Raw genomic sequence first — 24,095 nt, 5'->3', positions numbered from 1 at the left:
ATCACTGAACATCCGGACAAACAGCAATGAAAAGGGCATCCATGGGGTCGACCGGGCCCCAACCTTTGACTAAAGTCAAAGAACTATGGAGCCAGTGTCGACGGATCATGTGACGGCCTTCCGCCGCTTCAACCGTTACTTCACACGCCGCATCGGCGTACTGGACGACCACTACCTCGGCCAGGACCGCCCGCTGGGCGAGGCCCGGCTGCTCTTCGAGATCGGCGACGGCGCGTCCCTGCGGGAACTCAGGAGCCGGCTCGGTCTGGACGCCGGGTATCTGAGCCGGATGGCCAAGGCGCTTCAGGCCCAGGGCATGGTCCGGGTGAGCGCGCACCCGAGGGACAACCGGCTGCGTGTGCTCGAGCTGACCCCGGCCGGGCGGGTGGAGGTGACGGAGCAGGACCGGCGGGCGAGCGCTGCCGCAGCCGGGCTCCTCGAAGGCCTCGGCGAGGCACAGCGCGCCGAACTGACCCGGGCGATGGCCACCGCCCAGCGGCTGCTGCGCCTCGCCGGCATCACCGTCGTCCTCGTCGACGGCGCGGCACCTGACGCCCGGGCCTGCCTGGACGCCTACGCCGCCGACATCGACGAGCGGTTCCCCGAGGGGTTCGACAAGGACGACCTCGTACGGCCGCAGGAGGTGTCCGGCGACGCCGGGGCGTTCTTCGTCGCCTACGAGGAAGACCGTCCCGTGGGTTGCGGGGCGCTACGGCGCCTGGAACCCGGCGTCGGCGAGATCCGCCACGTCTGGGTGCACCCCGACGCCCGCCGCCTCGGCCTCGCCCGCCGTCTGCTCGACGCGCTCGAACAGGAGGCCTCCGCGCGGCACTTCACCGTCGTACGCCTCGACACCCACGCCGCGCTCACCGAAGCGCAGGCGATGTACCGGGCCTGCGGATACACGGACATCCCGGCGTACGACGACAACGTCTACGCCAGCCACTGGTTCGAGAAGCGGCTGGACGCACCTGACGGCCTCAGCTCGGCGTGAACGCCGCCCTGGCGCTCTCCAGCGTCTCCCGCGTCGCGGGCCAGTCCTCCGTCGTGCCTCGGACGACCATCGCGTAGAGGCGGCCGTCGTCCGTCTGGAAGACCCGGTCGACGGCCCTCACCCGCTCGCCGAGGTCCTCGCTGTCGTACTCGTAGACGAGCTCGCTCGCGTACGTCTCCTCCGGGACGGTTCCCCGGCTGATCTCCTTGAAGCCCGGCTGTCCGGAGAGACTGCCGACAGCGACGTCGAGGGCGTCGTCGGGGGTGTAGCCCGCTTCGACCACCTCGAAGATCTGCATCAGGGCGCGCTCGTCGGGCGAGGTGTAGAAGACGACCGCTCCGTCCTTCTGCTCGCTGCGGGTCCAGTCCTCCGGGACGACGGTGGAGAAGCCCGAGGGGTCCTCGACCGGCCGGTATCCGGCGGGCACTTCGGGTGACTCGGACGCGGCCGTGAACGGGTCCTCGGAGGTCGGAGCCGCATCGGACGGGGTGTCCGGGGGCGGTGTGGACCGGTCGTCCCGGGAGACGCCGGCCGTGCTCGCCGGGGCGCGGTCCGCCGTGTCGCCGTCGTCCCCCGCCATGTCGACCGCGAGCCAGCTCGCGAGCGCGGTGACCGCGACCGCCGCACCGACCGCGGCGGCGACGACCCTCCCGCGCCGGCCGCGCGGGGCCTCGGGCGGTAAGGAGGGCGGCTGCGGCCAGTCGGGCGGGGTCGCGCCGTCCGCCGGCTCTCCGGCGGGCCCCTCCCCCGGCGTCCCCTCACCGAAGCCGGCCGGCAGCCCTGCGGCCGTCGGTGGCCGGACGGGCTTCGCGGGCGGCGGAGGCGGGGCGGGGTGACCGCCCGCGCCCACCCGTTCCCACGACTGGGTGTCCTTGTTCCACCGGACCTCGCCGGTGCCCCCGCCGCCCATCACTCAGCCCCCGATGAGTCCGGCCACGGCCGTGCCGAGGGCCGTAGCGGACGTGATCGCGCCGAGGACGCCGCCCGCCGCCTCCAGGGCGGTGCGGAGCCGGCCCAGCACGCCGGGCTGGGCGCGGCCGGTGCTGGTCACCTGCTGCTCCGTCTCCTCCAGGCTCGCGGAGAGCTCCTGCGTCTCGGGGGTGACCGGGTACCTCCTCAGGTCCTCGCTGAGGTCGCGGACGGCCTGGAGCAAGGCCTGATGCGACGCGTCGGCCGGAGCCGTCATCGACGTGTAACGGGCACTGGCGCCCGCACCGACCGCGATGCCGTTGCCGGTGACGGATCCGCCGACGTACGTGCCGGAGCCCTGGCCGTCGCCCGCTGGCGTCTGGTTCATGTCATCCTCCGTTGTCCTACTTCTTCGCCGCGCCACCGGCACCCGGCGACGCGGCGGCGGACGCCTTGCCCGCCGACGAGGTGGCCCTGCTGTCGCTGCCGACGGCGATCCCGTTGCCCTGGACGGAGCCTCCGACGAAGGTCCCGCTGTTGTTGAACACGTTGGTGACCTTCTGCTCGAACTCGGCGACGTCGTACCCCGCGTTCCACAGCGCCTGGCGCACCCCGCTCGCGATCCGGTCCTGGATGGACTTCAGATAGCGGGTGATGTCCATTTCCTGGAAGAGGGTCGCCCGATCGTCCGCACCCAGTTCCCGCACCGAGACACCGGGCCCGTCCGGCAGCGTGTCCGCGTGGACGCCGGTGAGCTGCCGCCACTGCTGGGCGAGGGCGCGGACCAGGACACGCAGGGCGTCGCCGGTCACGGCCGGGATGCGCAGCAGGGCGAAGACGTAGCGGCCGAAGCCGCCGCGGTGCAGATGCTCGTGCGCCTTCCTGTCGGCGGTCCCGAACAGCGGGTTGACCGGCGGCAGTACGTGCGGCGCGACCTCGAGCATCAGCATCCCGCCCTGGGTGTGGACGCGGACGAACACGGTGACGACGATCTCCTCGTCCCAGCCGCCGACGCGCACCCGCAGGAAGTGCCGTCGCTGCTCGCCGCCCTCCTCCACGGCGTCGGCACGGTGCATCGCGTACGTGTACGGCGTGTACGGGAAGGCCATCCGGCCCGGCAGCCCCTCCGCGGGCAGGAACACGCACTCGTCCACGACGAGTTCGCGCAGCCGGTCGAGCACGCTGTCGGCCGCCTGGGGGGAGCTGCGCGCCGACGGCTCCCGCAACTGCTCCAGCAGCGGTTTGATCTTCTCCAGCACTGTGGCGTTGTCGAGCGGCTCCGCGGGCGTGGGCGCCGCCCCGGGCTTGGCGAGGGCATCGAGCGGCGAGTCGTCGTGGCCCGTCGCTCGGGGGCGGAGTTCGATCGAGAGGGACCACGGCTCGAACGGCAGCCCCGCGCCGCGGAACGGGTCGGACTTCGCGTAGAGGACCAGCGGCGCGTGCTGCTCCTGGCGGATGCGCCGGCTCAGTTCCAGCAACCGGTGGCCGGGCGCCTCCTCGGCCGGGTCGGCGGTGATGTCCGGGAAACGCTTCTTGGACAGTTCACCCGCGATCGTGCGCGCGAACTGGCCGCGCTGCCACACGCTGAGCAGCGCGAGCAGCAACGGCAGCGCGAGCAGGCACACGGCGGTGAAGCGGTCGGCCTCCGCGACGCTCGCGTCGAGCAGGCCGAAGGGGCCTTCGAGGGCGTCGCCGTCCGACGAGTCGAGGAAGCTGTCACCGGAATCGCCGTAGTAGTCGGAGGCGTACTCGTCGGACTCCTCGGGACCGGCGATGAGCACCCGGAACTGGAAGAGGTACACCCCGACCAGGGTGAGACGGCCGTACCAGCGCAGCACGAACGCGAGAGCGCGCCGGAGCAGGGCGAACTGCCGGAACTGTGCGTCGATGCCGAGGCTGCCGCCCAGCCGGCGGCCCAGCGCGATCAGCAGGATGGGCCAGATCACCATCGTGATCTGCCACTTGGTGAGCGCCGCCACGACCACCCACAGGCCGATCATGCCGGCGGCCCACGCCACTTCCTGTCGGCGGGCGCGCAGGGCGTGGGCGAGGACGCGGGCCGCGTCGAAGCCGTAGGAGGGCGCGGCGAACCGCTCGCGGTGCACGTACAGTTCGTCGATCACCGCGTCCCGGTAGCCGACGTGCAGATACGTCCCCGCGCACAGCAGTCGGCAGGCCTCGCTTCGCGAGGGATCGACCGGACGGCGTGGTCCGGGTCTCGGCACTTCCGCCCGTTGGGACGGAAGCTCGGGCTGGGTCATGGATCGTCCCCCGATGCAGGAACCAGGCATGGCAGATGCGAAAGGTCCTGACGCGGACAACTAGCCTCAGCAGAAGGGGAGTTGGCCCTGGCCAGGATCGACCACCATAGCACTCGTGTGACGTGAGTCACTCACCGTTACGGCCTCGCCCCATCCGCTCACGCTTCCTGCGCAACACCCGCACACCGGCCGGGCTTCTTCGGAACGTCCTGCTCGGTGAACTCTCCCTCTCGCCACAGGAGTTCGGTCACAATGCTGCGGTGTCCACCTTTTTGGAATCAGAGTTCGACGACGGTACGCCCGTAAGGTTCCTGCTCGCTCCCGCGGCGGCCCCGGAGCACCTTCCCCCCGCCCAGGACGACGACCTCCCCGGGGGAATGGGGAGGGCCGTCCCTGTCGCCACGGGCGGCCGGGCGGCGGTCGCCAGCCTCGCGGCCGCCACCCTGCGCGGAGCGCTCAAGCCGCTCGGGCCGCTGCTGCGGGAAGTGCATGACGTCGCCTCGGCCGTACCGGATCCTCCGAGCGAGCTCAGTGTGACGTTCGGCCTCCAGGTCGGCCAGGACCTCAAGTTCGGCATCGTCGGCGGCAACGGACAGGCGCACCTCACCGTCACCGCCAGTTGGAAGCCCGCGCCCGGCGCGGAGTGACCGTGGGGTGGTTCAGACCGGTCGAGGCGGTGCCGGGCGACGAGGCGAGACCCCGCGTCGCGTCCGTGCGCAGGACGGCTGACGGCAAGCCGGCGGGTGCGGGGGTCCTCCTCGACGTCGACGCCGTGCTGACCTGCGCGCATGTCGTCAACGACGCTCTGGGCAGAGCGGTGTTCGAGACCCGGCCGCCCGGCCTCGGCGAGCTGTTCGTCGAGGTGAAGGGGGCACGGAAGACGGAACGGTACCCCGCGCGTGTGGCGCACTGGATCCCCCCGCGCAGGAGCGATGGCACGCCCGTGCGGAACGGCGACGGGGAGTGGCTCGGCGATCTGGCGGTGCTGCGGATCGACGCGCCGCTCGTCGGGTTGCCCGCACCCGATCGCCGTGCGGCCATGGTTCCCGGCCAGAAAGTGCGGGCGTGGCACGGCAGCGGGCGCGGCGCGACGTTCGCCGACCTGCGGGTCGCCGCCCTCGACGGCCCCGTCGCTTACCTCGACGGCAAGGGCACGGGCATGGCGGTGGGACCCGGCTACAGCGGCGGTCCGCTGTGGTGCGAGGAGGATGAAGCCGTCGTAGGACTCGTCGCCGCGCACTTCATGCCGCCGTGCGATCCCGGTGGGGCCGCGCTGCCGCACAGCCCGCAGCACATGATCCGGCGCAGCTGGGCGATTCCCTGGCAGCGGATCGAGGCCGAGCTGCGGCCCCTCGGCGTCCTCGCCGAGAAGGACGGCGAGCCGGACGACCCGGACGACCCCGCCTTCGGCATGCTCGTCACCGCGATCGGGAACGCCCTGCCGTCGCCGTACTCGCTCGGCGACGCCGCCCGCCAGCTGGCGCTAGCGTGCGGCGTCGGACAGGGCAGTCCCGTGAGCCCGCCCTCCATCGAGGAGTTCGCGGCCTTTCTGCTGCACGACCGCCGCGCCGTGGCGGCCTTCACCGAGCTTCTGCGCCCCAGGGACCCGAGGGCGGCCGACCGCGTGCTGGTCGCCGGGCGGCTGTCGGAGATTCCCCTGCTGCTCTCGCCGCGCGAACACCGTCGGCTGCACCAGCTGCTGCGCACCGTCGACCGGTCGGTGCTGGAACGGTTCCCCGAGGTGGTGCGCGAGGCCACCAAGCGGGTCGCCGCCCTGGCCGACGGCGCCTCCCTGGACGTGCTGCTGGACACACTGGAGAAGCTGCCCGGAGACGGCCACTCGGACGACGGCGAGGTACGGGTACCGGCCTTGCTGCGGGTCGTGGAGTACGTCGCCGCGCTGTGCCCGGCGCCCCGGCAGGCGGAGCTGCGGCTGTGGTCGGACAGCGTGGCGGGACGGCTCGGCATCCCGGGCGCGGCCCTCAGGGAGCGGCGCTCGGACGCCCAGGACTGGTTGCGCATGCTGCGCGGCACGGCCCGGCGCAAACGGGTTCTGGTCCAGCTGGGGCGGGCCGGGCAGGGGCGGCACCGGCTGCGCATCTGGTGCGACGAGGGCACCGGGCCCCGGCAGGTGTCGGTGGACAGCGACGTCTCGTACACGGGATCCCAGGCGGCGCGTGAACTGCTGCGCGTCCTTGAGTCCCTCACCCCCTCGGACCGGGACGGCGGGCGGCCGCTGGTGGAGGTGCTCGTGGACCGCGCCGACCTGAACCTGCCGGTCGACGAATGGGCCGCCCAGGTACCCGGCGAAGTCGTGCCGGGAGTGCTCGGCGTGGAGTTCCCGCTGGTCGTGCACTGCCCGGAACTCCTGCGCCGGCACGAGCGTTTCCTTCCCGACTGGCGTGAACGGTGGAAGCACCTCGACTCCGGGGAGACTCTCGTCGTCACCGACCCGTCGCAGGACCCGCATCAGATCTACTACGAGCTGATGGGCCGGCTCGACACGGTCCGGGTGTCCATCGACGTGCCGCCGCGGCCGCGCGACGCGATCGTTCAGATCTGTCTCGCCGTGGGCATACCGGTGGTGGTGTGGGACCGCGGTCGGGACACCCCCTCGCACGTCACCAAGCACATGGCGGATGTCGCCACCCGTGAACTGCCCGACGGGGTACGGGTCTACCGGGCCAACGCCCGGGGCACCCGCGCCCCCGAGTTCCCCGGCCGCCCGGTGCTCGCCTGGGCGGACGCCGACCGTACCGTGCCCCGACTGCATCTGAGCGAACCACAGGAGAGCGCATGACCTCCGCTACCGAGGCCGACTGGCGTCTCTTCCGAGGCGACGGCGTCCCACGCGCCGTCACCCTTCCCTCGGCACCGCCCTGGCGCCGGTTCAGCCCGGCCTCGGCCGGCCGGCCCGAACTGCCGTACCTGATCCAGCCGGAGCACGCCGACGTCGTCAACGCCGCCCTGCATCTGCGCCGTCCGCTGCTGGTCACCGGACCGGCAGGTACCGGCAAGTCGTCGCTGGCCCGGGCGGTCGCCCACGAGCTGCGGCTCGGCGAGCTGCTGCGTTGGTCCATCAACAGCCGGTCGACCGTGCGGGAGGCGCTCTACCAGTACGACGCGATCGGACGTCTGCGCGAAACCACGCTCAGCCGCGACCGGGGCGAACACGAACCATCGATCGGGACGTTCATCCGGCTCGGCCCTCTGGGCACGGCCCTGGTGCCGTCGGCCACCCCGCGGGCGCTGCTCATCGACGAGATGGACAAGGGCGACGTCGACCTGCCCAACGACCTGCTCACCGTCTTCGAGGAGGGCTACTTCGACATCCCCGAACTGACCCGGCTCCCCGAGGACATGGCGGACATCGAGGTGCAGACCGCCGACCACCGCGGCTCGGTGACGGTCCACCAGGGCAGGATGCAGTGCGCCGAGTTCCCGGTCGTCGTCATCACCAGCAACGGTGAGCGCGAGTTTCCGCCGGCCTTCCTGCGCCGCTGTGTGCGCCTCGCCCTGCCGGTCCCCGACGAGGCCCGCTTGCGCGCCATCGTCACGGCGCACCTCGGCGAGGAGGCCCTGCGCGACGCGGACGAGCTCATCGAAGCGTTCCTGCGCCGTCGCGCTCCCGGCGAACTCGCCACCGACCAGCTCCTGAACGCGGTGTTCCTGCGCACCGGCGGCGTCGACCTGGACGCGGAGGGCCTGCTGGACGCCGTACTGCACCAGCTGACCGGGGCATTGTGACGGTGAGTGGTGCGCGTCTCGTCGAGGCACTGCGGGTCCTGGCAGCCTCCGGGGAGGAGCTGGACGCCGATCAGGTGCTCGACGTGCTGTGGCTGGCCCGGCGGCTGCCGAGCGGGGACGGCATGCCACTCGACCGGCCCGCCCGCGCCGCCCAGCCGGCGCAGCAGCCGCCTGCCACCGCCGAGCCGGACGAGACCACGCCCTCCCGGCACACCGAGAAGCCCGATCCCGACGACCCGGAACTGCCCGACCTCACCGCCCCGTCCCTCTTCGCGGCCGCACGGCAGGCACCGCCGGTCATCCCCGGGATACGGCTGCGGCAGGACCCCGAGCCGGGCAAGGCACTGCCCGTACGGGTCCCGGAGGACAAAGCCCTGACCGGCGAGCTCGAACTGGGTCGCGCGCTACGGCCGTTGCGTCGCCGTCAGCCCAGTCCGCACCGGCTGGAGATCGACGAGGAAGGCACCGCCGCCGAACTCGCCGAAACCCTGCTGCCGGACGTGGTGCTGCGGCCCGTGCAGGAGCGCTGGCTCCATCTGGCGCTGCTCGTCGACGACGGCCTGTCGATGCTGCTGTGGCACCGGCTCGGTGCCGAACTGCGCACCCTGCTCGAACGGCTGGGCGCGTTCGCCACCACCCGTGTCCTCGGCCTCGACGCCCGCAGCGTCTCCGAACCCCGCCTGCACGCCCGCCCGTTCCAGCCGGACAGCACCCCGGTCCCGCTGAGCGCGGTGGGCGACCCGTCGGGCCGCACCCTCGTCCTCGTCGTCAGCGACGGCATGGGCGGTTCCTGGCGCAGCGGTGCCCTGCACGACCTGTTGTCCTTCTGGGCCTCCCGCGGTCCGGCCGCCCTGCTGCACACCCTGCCGCACGGCTTGTGGGAGGGGTCGGGCGTCCACGCGGAGCGGTGGCAGGCAACGACGCGGCGGATCGGGGGCGCCAACACCTCCTGGGAGATCACCGACCCCGTACTGCCGCCCGACCTGGCCCGCTTCGACGGTGTGCCGGTGCCGGTCCTGGAGCCGACGGCCGCCTCGCTGCGGGACTGGGCCCACCTCCTCGCCTCGCCCGGCGCCACGGTCGAGCTGCCCCTGCTGGCCCGCCCGCTCCGGTCCCACGCGGTCACCGCACCCCCCGCCGCGGGCAACTTGCAGCACTTCCGGGACGCGGCCACGCCTGAGGCCTACCGGCTCGCCGCCCACCTGGCGGCCGTGTCGCCGCTCACCGTGCCGGTCATGCGGCTCGTCCAGGCGGCCGTCCCGTGGCAGGCGCGCACCTCCCACCTCGCGGAAGTCTTCCTCGGCGGCCTCATGCAGCCGCATCCCGCACCGGTCCCGGGGCCGCTTCCCGCCAAGCACCAGGTGTTCGACTTCTCCGACACCTCGCGTGCGACGCTCCTCGACGCGGTCCCGCAGTCCGAACTCCTGCGGACCAGCCGCAGCATCGGGCGGCGCCTGGAGCGACTCGCGGGCAGCTCGCCCGACTTCCCGGCCTGGCTCGCCCACCCGGACGGCTCCGCCCAACTACCCGGCTCGCACCGTCCCTTCACCAGCGTGGAGCGCAGGCTGCTGACCCGGTTCGGGGTGTCGTTCGACCCAGGGGTGCACGGACTGGAGCGGGAGCCGGGGCAGAGCACCACCACTGCGGACGGCTGGCAGCCGCTGACCGACGACGACCCCCGGGAGCTGGGCCCTTACCGGCTCCACGCCCGACGGCGGCTGCGGCGGACGGTGGAGTACGACGGCACCAACAAGAAGCGCCGCCCGGCCATGGTCCGCATCGCGCGACCCGACCTCGACTTCGACACGTCCGAACTGATCGCGTTGGAGCTTCAGGCGCTGCGCCGGCTGGACGGGCAGTACGCACCCGCCGTGCGCGGCAACGGGTTCGACGCCCGCACCGGACAGGCCTGGCTGGCGACGGACCCGATCCGGTACGAACCCGGGCCGTCCTCGCCGCCACGGCTCTCGGAGATCTTCAACGAGGCCCACACGACGGGCACCGCCCCGTTCGACAAGCTCACCGCGCTGCTCATCGGATGGCATCTGGCCAGTGCCCTGGCGCTGTGCCATCTCCATGAGATCGTCCCCGTGGATTTCAGCGCCGAGAACATCTTCGTGCAGCGGCGCACCGTGCTGCTCGGTGACCTGTCCGACTGCGCCGTGGCGGGCCGGTACGTGGGCACGGGCCCCGTGCCGACGCCCAAGGACAATGTGCGGGCGCTGGGCGATCTCCTCCAGCTGATCAGCAGCAAAGCGGGCCGGGAGCTGCACCGGCAGGTGCCCGGCGGTGCCGAGGGCATGCACATGTGGCAGGGCGACACCTGGGCGCCATTGCGGCAGGTCGTGTTGCGCTGCTTCGATGCGGACCCGGCCGAGCGTCCCACCGCCGGTGAGGTCGCGGACGTCCTGGCCAACTACATCGCGCGCTCGCGCGCCGAGCGGGCCCCCGCACAGCAGCCCGACGCGGGCGTCCGGCCGGTGGTGCGGGTGCCCCTCACCCTGCCGCGGCCCCTCGACGCGCACCCCGCCGACCCTCCGATCCGCCCGCCCCGGTTGCCCGCCGCCCGCCGTGAGCGGGCGGCCCGGCTGGCACGGCTGCGCAGGCCGCTCGACCACGCCCGCCGCATCACCCTGCTCGGGACCTATCACTACAGCGGTCGGGCAACCACGACGATCACGCTCGGCTCACTGCTCGCCGCCGTCCGGGGAGAGCCGGTGCTGGCGCTCGACGGAGCGGCCGGCGAGGGCGCGCTCGGCGCCTTCCTCACCCGGCGCAACCCGGCCACGGTGCGCGATCTGGCCGACCTGCCGGCCGACGCGTCGTACGACGAGGTACGCGCCCGCACCACGCGCCTGAGCTCCGGGCTGGAAGTGGCCGCGCACCCTCCGGGCCACGTCCCGCCGAACCTCGCCCACACCCAGGCCTACGCACAAGCGCTGGCGCGCACCGCGCCGTACTACTCGTTCGTACTGACCGACTGGGCCCCACTGCGGCTCGACCGGTCGGCCGACACCGTCCTCGATCTGACCGACCGGCTGATCCTGTGCTGTGGCAGCGCCGGCTGGTTCCTCGACGCCACATGGCGGGTGCTCGACCGGCTGCGCGGCAGCGGGCGCCGACGGCTGGCCGACGAGGCGATCGTCGTGGTGACCCAGGTGGAGGGGCTCTCCGGCCGACCGGTCCCGGACGGCCTGCCCGCGCGCTTCGGCATCGGTGCGGACCAGGTGGTGGCCGTCCCCTTCGACAAGTCGCTGCACTCCCCGGGCTTCCGCGAACTGGACCAGTTGCGGACGCCGACGCTGAACGCGTTCTTGGACCTGGCCGAGTTGGTCGTACGGCAGTGAGGCGGCGTTCGTGAAACGCACCGGTCCCCGGGGGCCGAGGCCGCCCGGGGACCGGTGGTGAGAATCGACTCGGGATCCGTCAGATCAGGCCGTCCGTCAGATCAGGCCGAGGGAACGGACCGCCTCGCGCTCCTCCTCGAGCTCCTTGACGGAGGCGTCGATACGGGCGCGGGAGAACTCGTTGATCTCCAGGCCCTGGACGATCTCGTACTTGCCGTCCTTGGTGGTGACGGGGAAGGAGGAGATGAGCCCCTCCGGAACGCCGTAGGAACCGTCGGACGGGATACCCATCGACACCCAGTCGCCGTCGGCCGTGCCGTTGACCCAGGTGTGGACGTGGTCGATGGCGGCGTTGGCGGCGGAGGCCGCGGAGGAGGCGCCGCGGGCCTCGATGATCGCCGCACCGCGCTTGGCGACGGTCGGGATGAAGTCCTCGGCGAGCCACTTCTCGTCGTTCACGACCTCGGCGGCGTTCTTGCCGGCGACGGTGGCGTGGAAGATGTCCGGGTACTGGGTGGCGGAGTGGTTGCCCCAGATCGTCAGGCGCTTGATGTCGGCGACCGTGGAGCCCGTCTTCTTCGCGAGCTGGGTCAGCGCGCGGTTGTGGTCCAGACGGGTCATGGCCGTGAACCGCTCGGCCGGTACGTCGGGCGCGGCGGCCTGCGCGATGAGCGCGTTGGTGTTGGCCGGGTTGCCGACGACCAGGACCTTGATGTCGTCCGCGGCGTGGGCGTTGATGGCCTGGCCCTGCGGCTTGAAGATGCCGCCGTTGGCCTCCAGGAGGTCACCGCGCTCCATGCCCTTGGTGCGGGGGCGGGCGCCGACGAGGAGCGCGACGTTCGCCCCGTCGAAGGCGACGTTCGGGTCGTCGCTGATGTCGATGCCCGCGAGGAGCGGGAACGCGCAGTCGTCGAGCTCCATGGCGGTGCCCTCGGCGGCCTTGAGCGCGGGCGTGATCTCCAGGAGGCGCAGCTTGACCGGCACGTCCGCGCCGAGCAGCTGGCCGGAGGCGATGCGGAAGAGCAGGGCGTAACCGATCTGGCCGGCCGCGCCGGTGACGGTGACGTTCACGGGAGTGCGGGTCATGGCGTTCTCCGTATGACAGCTGGCGGTGAGGGCATCCCCGCCCCGGGGTGCGGGACGTAGAGATGATCGATCTCTTGGCGTCGAGAGATCCACCGGCCAGGCTATCGCGCATCCGGGATCTCGCACGGCCGGGTCCGTGTGGCCCGTCCCACAGAATGACCATGACTGTGGAAGAAGGCGGCCGCCCTGTCCGGGAGAGGGGGACGTGGGCGGCCGCCGGGTGGGGGTACCGGTTGCCGGACTCCCGTGGGGGTACGGTGCGCGTGCCCACAATCCCGGCGGCCATGCCTCCCACCCAGTTTTTTCTCGCCCCCGCCGCCCCTACCCGTCCCGTCCCTGGGGGCTGCTGCCCCCGGACCCCCACATCGGCCCTCCGGGCCTCGTCCTCGAACGCCGGACGGGCTGAAATACCCAGCCCCCACCGGCCCGCACCCGAAAGACAACCTGAACGGCGTTACTGCGTGCACCCCTCCTGCCCAGCGGCCAGCGTCACGCAGGCCTTTGCCTCTCCCGCGTCCTTCACGGCCACCATCGGCGTGTAGGCGATCGTGTCGCCGGCGACGGTGATCGTGCCGGTCTGCTTTGCCTTGCCGACCGTCACCACCACCTCGTCGCCCTGCGTGGCCTGCGTGACACGTCCCCAGGCCGCGCCGCACGCCTCGCTGTAGCGGACCTCGACCACGGACGTGCCGACGGTCGCGGTCTTGGCGGTGGTCACGAGGTCACCGCTGCATCCCATGGTCTCGGCGTCCTTGCCGGTGCAGGAGTCACCGCTGCACTTGACGCCGGCCGGCAGATCGGGGTCGGTGCTCGCGGACGGCGAGGGCGACTGCACGGCGTCCTCGTTCTTCTTGCCGCCGCCGTCCGTGAGGAAGAAGACCGCGGCGATCACCACCAGCACCCCGACGACCCCCGCGAGGAACATCGTCAGCCGCCGCTTGCCGTTCCCCCCGCCGGAGGAGCCGTCTCCCGGCAAAGGCCCCCGCGGAGGCTCGCCGTACGGACTGGGCATGCCCGACGCACCCGGCACCGCGCCAGGCGTACCGGACGGACGGACGGCACCCGTCGGCGCCGGTCCCCGGTACCCCGCCAGCCCCCACGAGTTGGCCCCGGAGGATTCGCCGTCCCGTACCGGGGCATCCCGTACCGCCGAATCCCGTACCGCTGAGTCCCGTACCTCCGGAGCCGTCGGCTGGGCCGGCACCGGTGGCACGGTCGGGGCCACGCCCGCCGGCCCCGCCACACCGGGCGTCGCCGTCGCGCTCCCGCTCTTGCGACCGGCCTTGGCCGCCTTCGTGCTGCTCTTGGCGTTCGCCGGCGGCGCACCGAACTCGCTCAGGGCCGCGCGGGCCTGGGAGATCCGGATCGCCTCCATGGTCATGTCGTGGCGCATCTCCGAACGGCTCCACGCCCGTTCGGCGAGCTCCCACATCGTCGTCAGGTGAACGGGATTGGTGCCCGTGACCTCAGCGAGGGCCACGATCGCGCCCTTCGGCGCGAGCAGCCGCCCGTTCAGGTACCGCTCCCAGGACGTCTTGCTGTAGCCCGTCCGGTCGGCCAGCGCCGCGATGCTCAGACCACTACGGTCCACGAGCCGACGCAGCTGGCTCGCGAACTCCCTGACCTGCGGATCGAGTTCATCCGGCAAGGCCCTCCAACGAGGCATTGCTTCCCCCCTCTTCCCCCCGGTTCGTGCTGGTGTTTCTCGCGTTCCCCCGCGCGTGACGCCCTCTGCCGAGTCCCCGTTCTGGCTACCCACAGGGATGCGCCCGACAAGGATCTCAGTTCCCGGGGTGGGGGCGCACGGGAGCAGGGGGACCGTGGCCATGCACCGTTGCACGCCCATCGGACCGCGTCCAGTGTTCCACCGGCCCCCCTCGCCGGCCGACACAACCCCGACAGTAAGCCCTTACAGAACAGTTGGGACGCCCCGGACGTCCCGATCGACCACGCTAGCCCGCTTACCGAACGACTTCCTTGCAAATCCGCGAACTTGTCAACACATCGACACACGGAAAGCACAGATAAGAACACTCAGGTCGCACATGCCATATTCGGGCGACTCGGACACTTCCGCCCCGCCGTGCTCAGCCCAGCACAACGGCCCCGATCACCGCCGCCAGCACCAGCGCCACGGCGAGCACCACGGCGACGACCAGCAGCCGCCCCGTGGGCGGCCCGGACCTGCTGGGCGGCGCCTCCCACCACGGCAGCGTGGGATCGTCCTCGTACTCCTCGCCGATGCCCTCGCCCACGCCCACGCCCTCGGCGTCCCCTTCCGGCTTCGCCGGCCCCGGCCCCGGCCCCGTCACCGTCACCGGCTTCGGCCAGGCCTGCACCGCCAGTTCCCACCGCACCCCGAAGCGCTCCGCCTCGTCCCTGCCGACGTCCGCGACCCGGCACAGGGCGACGACCGCCTGCCGGGGCGGGGGCTGGGTGGCGTTGAGGTAGCGCTGCCAGGAGGACTTGCTGTACGCGGTACGCGCGCCCAGCGCGACCAGACTCAGGCCCGTACGGTCCTTGAGCTGCCGCAACTGCTCCACGAAATGCCGCACCTCCGGCGGCAGATCGTCGGGCAGCGGCTGCCAGGCACCCATCGCTCACCTCCGAACCAGATCCGATCAGGTGACGACCCGGGACGGCGCATTGGTTCCCGGAGGGCGGACGCGAAACGGCGGTCCGTCCTTCCTCGGGGGAGAGGACGGGCCGCCGTCACACACGGGGCCGAGGGCCCGGGCGTCAGCTGTCCACCGTGAAATGCAGCGCGTCCTTCAGGAACGGGACCGTCAGCCACGGCTTCGGCTGCGCCATCAACGCCAGCAACACGATCGAGAGACCCAGCACGCCGTACGTCACGATGTCCGTGAAGCGGGAGCGTACGGCGAGCATGCCGACGCTCGGCAGGAACCATCGCAGCACCGCACCGACCAGCAGCGCGCTGCCGATCACCAGCGTGCCGACGCGGAACTCGTCGAGCGCGGTGATCAGCAGGCCCACTGCGACCATGCCGAGGACCAGCAGGACCGGCCACTGCCGGGCGGGCGCCGGGGCGTCACCCGGCGCGGCGCGGCCGCCGCCCTCGGGGCGGGCCGTGTCCCTGGTGAACAGCGGGAAGCGCCGGGTGGTGCGCCGGGGCACGCCCTGCGCGTCCGGGGCGCTCACCGGGTCCCGGACCTCGATCTCCTCGATCTCCTCCGCCTTGCCGGAGCCCGCCTCAGCCGGCACTGCGCTCCGCCGCCTCGACCACGTTGACCAGCAGCTGCGCCCGCGTCATCGGGCCCACGCCACCGGGGTTCGGGGAGATGAAGCCGGCCACCTCGGCGACACCGGGGTGGACGTCGCCCACGATCTTGCCCTCGGCGTTGCGCGAGACACCGACGTCGAGGACGGCCGCGCCGGGCTTGACGTCCTCGGGGCGGATCAGGTGGGCGGAGCCCGCGGCGGCGACGATGATGTCGGCGCGGCGCAGGTGCGAGGCCAGGTCACGGGTGCCGGTGTGGCACTGGGTCACCGTCGCGTTCTCGCTGCGCCGGGTCAGCAGCAGCGGCATCGGACGGCCGATGGTGACACCGCGGCCGACGACCACGACCTCGGCGCCCTTGATCTCCACGCCGTACTGACGCAGGAGCGTAAGGACGCCGTTCGGCGTGCAGGGCAGCGGGGCGGGCTCGTTCAGCACGAGCCGTCCCAGGTTCATGGGGTGCAGCCCGTCGGCGTCCTTGTCCGGGTCCATCAGCTCCAGGATCCGGTTCTCGTCGATGCCCTTGGGCAGCGGCAGCTGGACGATGTAACCGGTGCAGGCGGGGTCCTCGTTCAGTTCGCGGACGACCGCCTCGATCTCCTCCTGCGTCGCCGTCTCAGGCAGTTCACGCTGGATGGAGGCGATGCCGACCTGGGCGCAGTCGCGGTGCTTGCCGGCGACGTACTTCTGGCTGCCGGGGTCGCTCCCGACGAGGATCGTGCCGAGGCCGGGCGTGACGCCCTTCTCCTTCAGCGCCGCCACGCGGGCGGTCAGATCGGACTTGATCGCGGCTGCGGTGGCCTTGCCATCGAGAATCTGGGCGGTCATGCCCCCCATCCTCGCGGATGACGCCCTCCCGGTTCCAATCCGGGTCTCCCGCGATCCCCCACGACCCGCGCCGCCGCATCTCCTCCCGTATCCGCCCATGATCAGTGATGTTGCACTTGCACAACACATAGGGAATGCCGCTGGACAAGCAAGAGGCGGCTGAAGAACGATGAGACGCTGGTGCCGCGGGCAGTACCGGGGGGACGAACCGCATCCGTAGAACTTCCTCCGAGCCGTGCCACGCGTCGTCCCCGCACTTGATCAAAAACGGAGGAAGGACCGCCCGATGAGCTTCGGCGACCCGAACAACCCCTACGGCCCGCCCCAGGGCCAGCAGCAGCCCGGCTACCCGCCGCAGCAGCCCCCTGCCCAGCAGGGCTACGGCTACCCGCAGGGCGCCCCTCAGCAGCAGCCCGGTTACGGCTACCCGCAGGCTCCGCCTGTCCAGCAGGCCTACGGTGCCGGCGCCCCCATGACGGCGATGCCCGGCTCGGTGAGCGCGGCCCGCATCATGCTGTGGGTCATCGTCGGCCTCCAGGCCATCGGCGTGGTGCTGATGGCACTCGGCGCGGCGGCGGCGAAGGACCTCCAGGACAGCGCGACGGCGCAGGAGAGCTCCGCCCTCCAGGACGCGTTGGGCGACTCGCAGGGCGTGCTGTGGGGCTACGCGGCGTTCGGCGTCGCGTGGGCGATCTTCGCCGTCGTGCTGGCCACGAAGTTCAAGTCCGGCGGCAACGGCGCGCGCGTCACCATCCTGGTCTTCGCCATCATCACCGCCGTCCTCGGCATCTACCCGTTCATCCTCGTCGGCCTGGCCCACACGGTGCTGGCCATCCTGGTCGCCGTGTTCGTCGGCAACGCCAACGGCAAGGCGTGGTTCAACCGCGCGCGTTACTGAACGCTTCACCGAACGCACCGAACATTCACGCGTGACTGAAGAGTTCGCGCCATTTAACAGCCGGGGCCGTGTCTCACTCGTACGAGGGGGGCACGGCCCCGCTGCGTCCCCCTAATCTGACGTGGGTAGCCGTCAGGCACGGGGAGACGCACCTTGTACAGCATCATCGTGGTACCTCCGCCGACCACGGAGGACGAGACCGACCGCGCCCAGCTCCGGCTGGCGCCCGGCGAGCGGCTCGGCTTCGGCCGTTCCGCCGGCGACAACGACCTGACCATCGCGCACGACGGGGTGTCCCGCAGAGCGGGCGAGATCACCGCGCAGGGTGCCTTCTGGATACTGAGCAACCTCAGCCGGGAACAGACGTACGTCGTGGAGAACCCGGAGGGGGCAGGGGAGCACATCAAGGTCGGGCCGGGGCGTCTGGACGCGCCGGTCCCCTTCGAGTTCTCGCGGATCGTGCTGCCCGCGGCCGGCGACCTGCTGGCGATCGAGGTGTGGGCGCCGCGCCATGACTACCTCAGCTCCGACGGCGGCCTGGACGGCGCGACCACCGCGCCCGCCTTCTCCGTCGACCGCACCAAGCGCTACTTCGCGGTCCTGGCCGCGCTGTGCGAACCCCGGCTGCGCGGCGAACCGCACGCCCCGCTGCCCACGGTGGACCAGGTGGTGGACCGGCTGCGTCCCCACTGGCCGGCCGCGTCCCGTACGTCCGTGCAGTGGAACATCGACTACCTCGCCGTGAAGCTGCGGCTCAAGCCCGGCCCGGAGACGGCGGACACGGGTCCGCGGCTCAACGGCAAGAAGGAGTCGCTGGTCTCGCTGGCGCTGCGGTTCGACCTGGTGCGCGAGGACGACCTCGTCGTGCTGCGGGAGTCGTCGCGAGAGCCTTCGTCCGCCTCGGCTTCCGGTCGGCCGGCCCGGTGACCGAGCCGTACGCCGTGCCGGTGCCGAAGGGGTACCGAGTGGGCGCGTGGGAGGTGCGGGAGCCGATCGCCACGGGGGCGTTCGGGAGTGTGTACGAGGGCCGGCGCGTCGCGTCCGAGGAGGATCTGCCGGGCCTGCCGAAGTCGGCGGCCCTGAAGTTCCTGCCCACCGGCACCGGCACCCCGCGCCAACTCACCCACCTGCGCGAACTCATCCAGCGCGAGGTCGAGTTGTACCGCCGGCTGAAGCAGCCGCGGCTGATCCGGATGTACGAGACCCTGACCGTCGACGACCCGGCGAGCCCCGCCCTCGACGGCGCCACCATCCTCGTACTGGAGCGGGCGGAGGGCTCCCTGTCGGCGCTGCTCGCGGCGGAGCCCCGCCCCGGTGCCGGGCCCGTGCTGCTCGCGCAGATCTGTGAAGGGCTGGCGCAGCTGCATCACGCGGGGTGGGTGCACGGGGATCTGAAGCCGGCCAACGTGCTGCTGATGGCGGACGGTTCGGCCCGGCTCGCCGACTTCAACATGGCGGCGGAGCTGGAGGGCACGCACGCGTACACGCCCGCCTTCTCGACGCCCGACTACACCCCGCCCGAGCTGCTGTGGTCCGAGATCGGCGAACGGGGCCGTCGCATCCGTCCGTCGGCGGACGTGTGGGCGTTCGGGGTGCTGGCCCATCTGGTCCTCACCGACTCCTTCCCTCTGCCCGGCGGGACCCCGACGGCCCGTCGGGGCGCGGCCGCCGCCTACGCCCGCGGCGCCGACGAACTGCGGCTGTCGCCCGAACTCCCGGACGCCTGGCGGGAGATCGTCCGGGACTGTCTCGCCCGGACGCATGCCGACCGGGTTCCCACGAACGACCTGCTGCGCAGGGTCGAGGCGGCGGCGGGCACCGGTCGTTCGCCCCGGCTGCCCCGCAGGCTGCTGCCGCGCCGCCGTTCCCGTCGTACGCGGATCCTGGCCACGGCGATCGCCGTCGTCGCCGCCTCGGTCCTCGGCTACGGCGTCAGCAAGTGGGCGGACGTCGGCGGCCCGGGGAGTTCGGGCGGGGAGAGCGAGAAGGTGACGCCCGCGAGCTACGGCGCCGACGAGCTCCGTACGGACAAGGGCATCCCGGCAGCCTACCGCCGGCTGATCGTCGACTCCGCTCACGACTGTGTCCAGCCGGAGGTCACGCCCGCGCTGATCGCGGCGCTGCTGAAGGCCGAGAGCGACTTCGACCCGGATCTCTCCGATCCCGACAAGGACGAGTACGGCATCGCCCGCTGGACGCCGGAAGTACTGCGCTGGTGGATCCGGGACGACGGCGTGCCCGCGAAGGAGACGCCCCGACCGCCCATCACGCCCTCCGAGTCCATTCCGGCCGTGGGCCGCTATCTCTGCTTCATCGAGCCCCGGCTGCGCGACAACCTGTCGGGTGACCGCCGGGTGCTGCTCGCCACCGCGTACCGGACGTCGTACAAGAAGGTGAACGACGCGGGCGGTGTTCCCCCGAACACCGGCTCCTACGCCACCCGTGTCGCCCACTTCCTCAAGGAGTACACACCGCAGGACCGCGACTACACCGCCCGGGTCGCTCACTACCTCGAGGAGTACACGCCGCCGCGGAAGACGTGACCCTGAGAGTTCTCAGGTACCGCGCGCCGGGTGTCCGGCGTCATCGTTGTCCTGTCACCGACGGGTGGCACACCCGCGTCGCGGCTTCCGGCTCCCTCGGGGGAGGGCCGGACGCCGCGACGCGCCATGCTGTCCCAAAGCTTCGCTCCCGCAATCGGGTCTCCCTTACCCTTTCCCTGTTGAACGTTGAACTGGGGATCTTGAGGGGGACGGGTCCATGTACAGCGTCATCGTCGTGCCGCCGGACAGCGGCAGTGTGGACGGCCAGGTGCGGATCGCCGCAGGTGAGCGGCTCTCGTTCGGCAGGGCCACGCAGGACGGCGGACTGACCATCGCGCACGAGGGGGTGCCCCGGGTCGCCGGGGAGATCACGGCCCACCGGTCCTTCTGGCTGCTGAGCAACCTCAGCGAGGACCAGACCTACGTGGTGGAGAACCCCGAGGGCGCCGGAGAGCACCTCAAGATCGCGCCGGGTCGTCTGGAGGCGCCCGTGCCGTTCGAGTTCGCGCGGGTGGTCCTGCCCGCCGCGGGTGACCTGCTCACCTTCGACGTCTGGGCCCCGCGCCACGCCTTCCGCAGCGCCGACCGCCAGGGCCTGCCCGGTCCCGTCACGGCCCCGGCGTTTGCCCTGGACCGCACCAGCAGGTACTTCGCGGTGCTGGCCGCCCTGTGCGAGCCCCGGCTGCGCGGCGAGCCGCACGCGCCGCTGCCCGCGGTGGAGCAGCTGGTGGAGCGGTTGCGGGGCGTCTGGCCGACGGTCAGCCGGTCCGCCGTGTACTGGAACATCGACTACCTCGCGCTCAAGCTCCGGCTGCGGCCCGGCCCCGACACCGCCGCGTCCGGCCAGCGCGTCAACGGCAAGAAGGAGTCCCTGGTCTCCCTCGCGCTCCGCTTCGACCTGGTCCGCGAGGACGACCTGGCGGTGCTGACGGCACCGGCCCCCGTCGCCGAGGTGCTGCGGTGACCGGCCGGTCCTGCGCCGTCGCCGTCCCGAAGGGCTACCGGGTCGGGGCGTGGGAGGTACGGGAGCGCCTCGCGTCCGGCGCTTTCGCCACGGTGTACGCGGCGCGGCTCACCGAGGAAGGGGGCCTGGAGCTGCCTGCCCGGGCCGCCCTGAAGTTCCTGCCCACCGGCACCCGCACGCCCCGCCAGCTACGGCACCTGCGGGAACTGGCCGAGCGCGAGGTCGAGTTGCTCGGCCGTCTGCGCGCGCCCCGCCTGATCCGCATGTACGACACCCTGACCGTCGACGACCCCGAACACCCGGAGCTGGACGGCGCCACCGTACTGGTCCTGGAGCTGGCCGAGGGGTCCCTGGACGCCGTACTGGAACACGACCCGACACCGGAGTCGGCTCCGGCGCTGATGGCCCAGATCTGCGAGGGCCTGCACCAGCTGCACCACGCGGGCTGGGTGCACGGTGACCTGAAACCGGCCAATGTGCTGCTGCTGAAGGGCGGTTCGGTACGGCTGGCCGACTTCAACATGGCCGCGGAACTGGAGGGCACGCACGCGTACGCCCCCGCCTTCGCGACGCCCGACTACACCCCGCCCGAGCTGCTGTGGCCCGAGGTCGACGAACGCGGCACGCGCATCCGTCCGACCGCCGACGTCTGGGCCTTCGGCGTCCTCGCGCATGTCGCCCTCACCGGTTCCTTCCCGCTGCCGGGCGGCAGCACGGAGGCCCGCACGGACGCGGCGACGCGGTACGCGCGCGGCACCGAGGAGCTGCGCCTGTCGCCCCGGCTCCCGGACGCCTGGCGGGAGATCGTCCAGGATTGTCTGGCCCCCACGCACGCGGCGCGCGTCGCCCGCGTCCCCGACACCGAAGCCCTGCTGCGCCGCGTCGAGGAGGCCGCGGGCGCCTCCCCCTCCGCCCGGCTGCCGAGGCTACGGCCCCGGCGGTGGCGGCGTCCGGTGCTGGTCGCGGCCCTCGCGGCGACGGCGGTGCTGGGGGCGACGGCGGTGACATACGGGCTCCGCGACGAGACCCGTGTCGCCGCGGCACCGGCCTCCTGCGAGAAGCCCGCGGTGTACGAGGACGACAAGCACGGCCGTGGCTACACCGCCGGCTGGAACAGAACCTGGGACTTCATGCTCAAACAGGGTGAAAGCGGCAGCCAGGTGCACGAGGCCCAGTGCCTGCTCCGGTACCTGCACGGCATCACCGAAGTCGGCGAGGCGGACGGGATTTTCGGCCCGATGACGCACGACGCGGTGGTGATCTTCCAGAAGCGGGCGGGGCTGGACGCGGACGGGGTGGTGGGGCCGCAGACATGGAGCGCGCTGCGTAAGGCGCGCTAGGAGCCGGACGGGGCGGTGTGAATGCCGGCGAGCAGGTCCGCGTAAGCCTCCCACGAAGGATCGGTGCGGTGAGGCCCCTTCTCTCCCGCCACGATGGATTCAGCGCACCCCGTCTCGCCCCTCACGGTGCCCCGGCGGACCACGTCGCCGGTGCGCGCCTCGACCACGGTGACGGTGTAGACGCCCTGGGAGAACTCGACGGACTGACCGCCCACCCCCAGACCGTTCACGCTGTACGCGCAGCTGACCTCCGTGCCCGGCACCGACCCGGCCGGCTCCCTGCACGCCACCAACTGCACTGTGTCCGGAGCCGGTTCATCGTCCGGCCACACCGGATCCTCCGTCTCCGTGCCCTTGGAGGCGTACGCGCTGTTCCCGTTCTCTATCGCCACCCACGGATGCGGCCCGGCCCCCGGCTCGTAAGCGGCCGCCCGCGGGAACGGATCTCCAGTGCGGTCGTCCTCACAGATGCGCGCGAAGTCCCACAGGTTGCGCGGCTTGTCGCCGAGGACGATGTCGTTGACCGGTGGCAGCAGCATCAGCCCCCACGACACCAGGCCGAGCACCGCCGTCGTGCCGACGAGACGCAGTGCGAACCGCCACAGCCCCGCCGTCCCGTACCTCAGGACCCGGCGCACAACGACCGCCGCGGCCGCCAGCACACCCCCGATGATCAGCCAGGACATACCGGTCCCCCTCCCACCGTCATGGCGGCGAATCTACGGCCGGAGAACGGGACCCCTCCCGAGGCCTGCAACGCACGTGCAGAAATGCACAGTTGAAACTCCTTGTTCCGGCAATGAACTCCCGCGCACCATGAGGGAACATACGTTCACCGTTGAACCTGGGAAGAAAGGCTCACACGTGAGACCGACCCGCGCCGCCCTGGCCCTCGTGGCAACCGCGCTGACCCCGGCACTCCTGCTGGCCACCCCGGCCTTCGCTGCCGCGCCCGCGACCACCGTGGCAACGTCCCCCACCACGACCGGCGTTGACGACATGTCGGACGACGACGTCCGCGTAGCGATCATGCGCATCATCGCCGACCCGAACACGGGCAAGGCGGTCTACGCCGCCGCGCAGGCCGCCATGGACGGCACCATCGAGGACCAGCGGTACTTCCTGGAGACGGGCCGCTGGACAGCCCAGGCCGAGGACGACCGCGTCGCCATCGCCCGCATCCTGGCCTCCGCCGACCCGAAGACCGACAGGGGGGTCATCCGGGAGGCCAACGAGGCCCTCGACGCCAACACCCCGCAGGCCCTGCGCGCCTTCCTGAAGACCGGCTACCGCCTGGCCGTCGCCGAGGACGACCGCGTCCGCGTCGCCCGCATCCTCGCCGACCCGACGATCAGTGACGCGCTGCGGGCCGCAGCGGAGGACGTGATCGACGGGACGCCGGAGGAGTTGCGGCACTTCATCGAGGTGGGGCAGTACGAGGTGGACGGCTGAGCCGTTGCCGGAGCCGACCGGTCCTGGTAGAGGTGGAGAGAGCGCTTGCCGAACCGGGGGGATGCCGTGCTGCGCTACTGGGCGTTGTTCTGCGCGGTCGGCGCCGCCGTCTCGGCTCTGGTCTCGTTTCCCAAGGCACAGCGCGAGCGCCGGCTGAACAAGCACGGCCGGACCGCGACCGGTATCTGCCGAGGGCACCTCAACCCCAAGGCGGAAGGCGAGCCGATGCGGGTCCGCTGCGGCATCCGGACCCATCCGGAGCAGAAGGGCGAGATCTGGGTCGTCGTCCGGACACACGACCGTATCCCCCAGGTGGGCGAGCAGTTCACGGTCGTCTACGACCCGGAGGATCCCCTCCACGCGGAGAGCCTGGACGTGATCCGGGAGTCCCGGACGTGGGGCTACGGCGATCTCGTCTCCCTGCCCATCTGGGCCTCGATCTTCCTGGTCTACGGCGGCTGCATGGCGGCCGCCTCCGACTGACC

Annotated in this window: 21 protein-coding genes; 12 read left to right on the top strand and 9 right to left on the bottom strand. The window is 71.9% G+C overall.

Annotated elements, in window-relative coordinates; genetic code table 11:
- The first annotated feature begins 85 nt into the window (after positions 1–85).
- Positions 86–994, top strand: a complete 909-nt coding sequence (locus KUM44_RS27930; RefSeq protein ID WP_217212242.1) for a helix-turn-helix domain-containing GNAT family N-acetyltransferase — start codon at positions 86–88, stop codon at positions 992–994.
- On the opposite strand, the gene KUM44_RS46915 is transcribed toward KUM44_RS27930, so the two are convergent.
- From KUM44_RS46915 to KUM44_RS27915, 3 genes are read right to left on the bottom strand one after another with little or no spacing between them, the layout of a single operon-like run.
- Positions 981–1,904, bottom strand: coding sequence for a hypothetical protein (locus KUM44_RS46915; protein WP_217212240.1), 924 nt, complete (start codon positions 1,902–1,904; stop codon positions 981–983). The genes KUM44_RS27930 and KUM44_RS46915 overlap by 14 nt on opposite strands.
- A gap of 3 nt (positions 1,905–1,907) precedes the next feature.
- Positions 1,908–2,291: a hypothetical protein gene (locus tag KUM44_RS27920; RefSeq protein ID WP_217212238.1), complete on the bottom strand. Its 384-nt coding sequence runs from the start codon at positions 2,289–2,291 to the stop codon at positions 1,908–1,910.
- 16 nt (positions 2,292–2,307) lie between these two features.
- Complete coding sequence (locus KUM44_RS27915; protein ID WP_254390207.1) at positions 2,308–4,164, bottom strand: hypothetical protein; 1,857 nt, start codon at positions 4,162–4,164, stop codon at positions 2,308–2,310.
- A gap of 260 nt (positions 4,165–4,424) precedes the next feature.
- On the opposite strand from KUM44_RS27915, the gene KUM44_RS27910 reads away from it, so the two are divergent.
- Genes KUM44_RS27910 through KUM44_RS27895 form a run of 4 tightly spaced genes read left to right on the top strand, consistent with a single transcriptional unit; the run spans position 4,425 to position 11,258 of the window.
- On the top strand, positions 4,425–4,811 hold the full coding sequence (locus tag KUM44_RS27910; RefSeq protein ID WP_217212236.1) for a CU044_2847 family protein: 387 nt from the start codon (positions 4,425–4,427) through the stop codon (positions 4,809–4,811).
- A gap of 2 nt (positions 4,812–4,813) precedes the next feature.
- Entirely contained in the window at positions 4,814–6,964 is a 2,151-nt protein-coding gene (locus KUM44_RS27905) for a trypsin-like peptidase domain-containing protein (RefSeq protein WP_217212234.1), read from the top strand.
- Positions 6,961–7,911, top strand: coding sequence for a MoxR family ATPase (locus KUM44_RS27900; RefSeq protein ID WP_217212233.1), 951 nt, complete (start codon positions 6,961–6,963; stop codon positions 7,909–7,911). The genes KUM44_RS27905 and KUM44_RS27900 overlap by 4 nt, the downstream gene beginning before the upstream one ends.
- A gap of 2 nt (positions 7,912–7,913) precedes the next feature.
- Complete coding sequence (locus KUM44_RS27895; protein ID WP_217212231.1) at positions 7,914–11,258, top strand: SAV_2336 N-terminal domain-related protein; 3,345 nt, start codon at positions 7,914–7,916, stop codon at positions 11,256–11,258.
- A 96-nt stretch (positions 11,259–11,354) separates the two neighbouring features.
- On the opposite strand, the gene KUM44_RS27890 is transcribed toward KUM44_RS27895, so the two are convergent.
- The 5 genes from KUM44_RS27890 to KUM44_RS27870 all read right to left on the bottom strand — a co-directional run bounded on the left by KUM44_RS27890 (position 11,355) and on the right by KUM44_RS27870 (position 16,413).
- Positions 11,355–12,344 (bottom strand): malate dehydrogenase, encoded by a 990-nt coding sequence (locus KUM44_RS27890; RefSeq protein WP_217212229.1) that lies wholly within the window; start codon positions 12,342–12,344, stop codon positions 11,355–11,357.
- Positions 12,345–12,798: 454 nt separating this feature from the next.
- Positions 12,799–14,010, bottom strand: coding sequence for an XRE family transcriptional regulator (locus KUM44_RS27885; RefSeq protein ID WP_217212227.1), 1,212 nt, complete (start codon positions 14,008–14,010; stop codon positions 12,799–12,801).
- Between the two features lie 421 nt (positions 14,011–14,431).
- A complete protein-coding gene (locus KUM44_RS27880; RefSeq protein WP_217212225.1) occupies positions 14,432–14,941 on the bottom strand; it encodes a helix-turn-helix transcriptional regulator in 510 nt (169 codons plus the stop codon).
- Positions 14,942–15,083: 142 nt separating this feature from the next.
- Positions 15,084–15,569 (bottom strand): DUF3017 domain-containing protein, encoded by a 486-nt coding sequence (locus KUM44_RS27875; RefSeq protein ID WP_308402739.1) that lies wholly within the window; start codon positions 15,567–15,569, stop codon positions 15,084–15,086.
- The gene (locus KUM44_RS27870) at positions 15,559–16,413 is read right to left on the bottom strand and encodes a bifunctional methylenetetrahydrofolate dehydrogenase/methenyltetrahydrofolate cyclohydrolase (RefSeq protein ID WP_217212223.1); all 855 of its coding nucleotides are present in this window, start codon (positions 16,411–16,413) and stop codon (positions 15,559–15,561) included. Before KUM44_RS27870 ends, KUM44_RS27875 begins: the two co-directional genes overlap by 11 nt.
- Before the next feature lie 286 nt (positions 16,414–16,699).
- On the opposite strand from KUM44_RS27870, the gene KUM44_RS27865 reads away from it, so the two are divergent.
- The 5 genes from KUM44_RS27865 (at position 16,700) to KUM44_RS27845 (ending at position 22,158) form a co-directional block, all read left to right on the top strand.
- Complete coding sequence (locus tag KUM44_RS27865; protein ID WP_217212221.1) at positions 16,700–17,311, top strand: hypothetical protein; 612 nt, start codon at positions 16,700–16,702, stop codon at positions 17,309–17,311.
- A gap of 153 nt (positions 17,312–17,464) precedes the next feature.
- Positions 17,465–18,238 (top strand): FHA domain-containing protein, encoded by a 774-nt coding sequence (locus tag KUM44_RS27860; RefSeq protein ID WP_217212219.1) that lies wholly within the window; start codon positions 17,465–17,467, stop codon positions 18,236–18,238.
- Positions 18,235–19,854 (top strand): protein kinase, encoded by a 1,620-nt coding sequence (locus KUM44_RS27855; protein ID WP_217212217.1) that lies wholly within the window; start codon positions 18,235–18,237, stop codon positions 19,852–19,854. Before KUM44_RS27860 ends, KUM44_RS27855 begins: the two co-directional genes overlap by 4 nt.
- 217 nt (positions 19,855–20,071) lie before the next feature.
- On the top strand, positions 20,072–20,818 hold the full coding sequence (locus KUM44_RS27850; RefSeq protein WP_217212215.1) for an FHA domain-containing protein: 747 nt from the start codon (positions 20,072–20,074) through the stop codon (positions 20,816–20,818).
- Positions 20,815–22,158, top strand: a complete 1,344-nt coding sequence (locus tag KUM44_RS27845) for a serine/threonine-protein kinase (protein ID WP_217212212.1) — start codon at positions 20,815–20,817, stop codon at positions 22,156–22,158. Before KUM44_RS27850 ends, KUM44_RS27845 begins: the two co-directional genes overlap by 4 nt.
- On the opposite strand, the gene KUM44_RS27840 is transcribed toward KUM44_RS27845, so the two are convergent.
- Positions 22,155–22,844: a hypothetical protein gene (locus KUM44_RS27840; RefSeq protein ID WP_217212210.1), complete on the bottom strand. Its 690-nt coding sequence runs from the start codon at positions 22,842–22,844 to the stop codon at positions 22,155–22,157. The two genes, KUM44_RS27845 and KUM44_RS27840, sit on opposite strands and share 4 nt — an antisense overlap.
- A gap of 178 nt (positions 22,845–23,022) precedes the next feature.
- Between KUM44_RS27840 and KUM44_RS27835 the strand changes: the two genes are divergently transcribed.
- Positions 23,023–23,610: an ALF repeat-containing protein gene (locus tag KUM44_RS27835; RefSeq protein ID WP_217212208.1), complete on the top strand. Its 588-nt coding sequence runs from the start codon at positions 23,023–23,025 to the stop codon at positions 23,608–23,610.
- Positions 23,611–23,655: 45 nt separating this feature from the next.
- Positions 23,656–24,093, top strand: a complete 438-nt coding sequence (locus tag KUM44_RS27830; protein ID WP_217212206.1) for a hypothetical protein — start codon at positions 23,656–23,658, stop codon at positions 24,091–24,093.
- The last annotated feature ends 2 nt before the right edge of the window (positions 24,094–24,095 follow it).

This window comes from Streptomyces sp. AC550_RSS872, from assembly GCF_019049285.1.
Taxonomy (GTDB): domain Bacteria; phylum Actinomycetota; class Actinomycetes; order Streptomycetales; family Streptomycetaceae; genus Streptomyces.
This window is presented reverse-complemented; position numbering and strand designations above follow the sequence as displayed.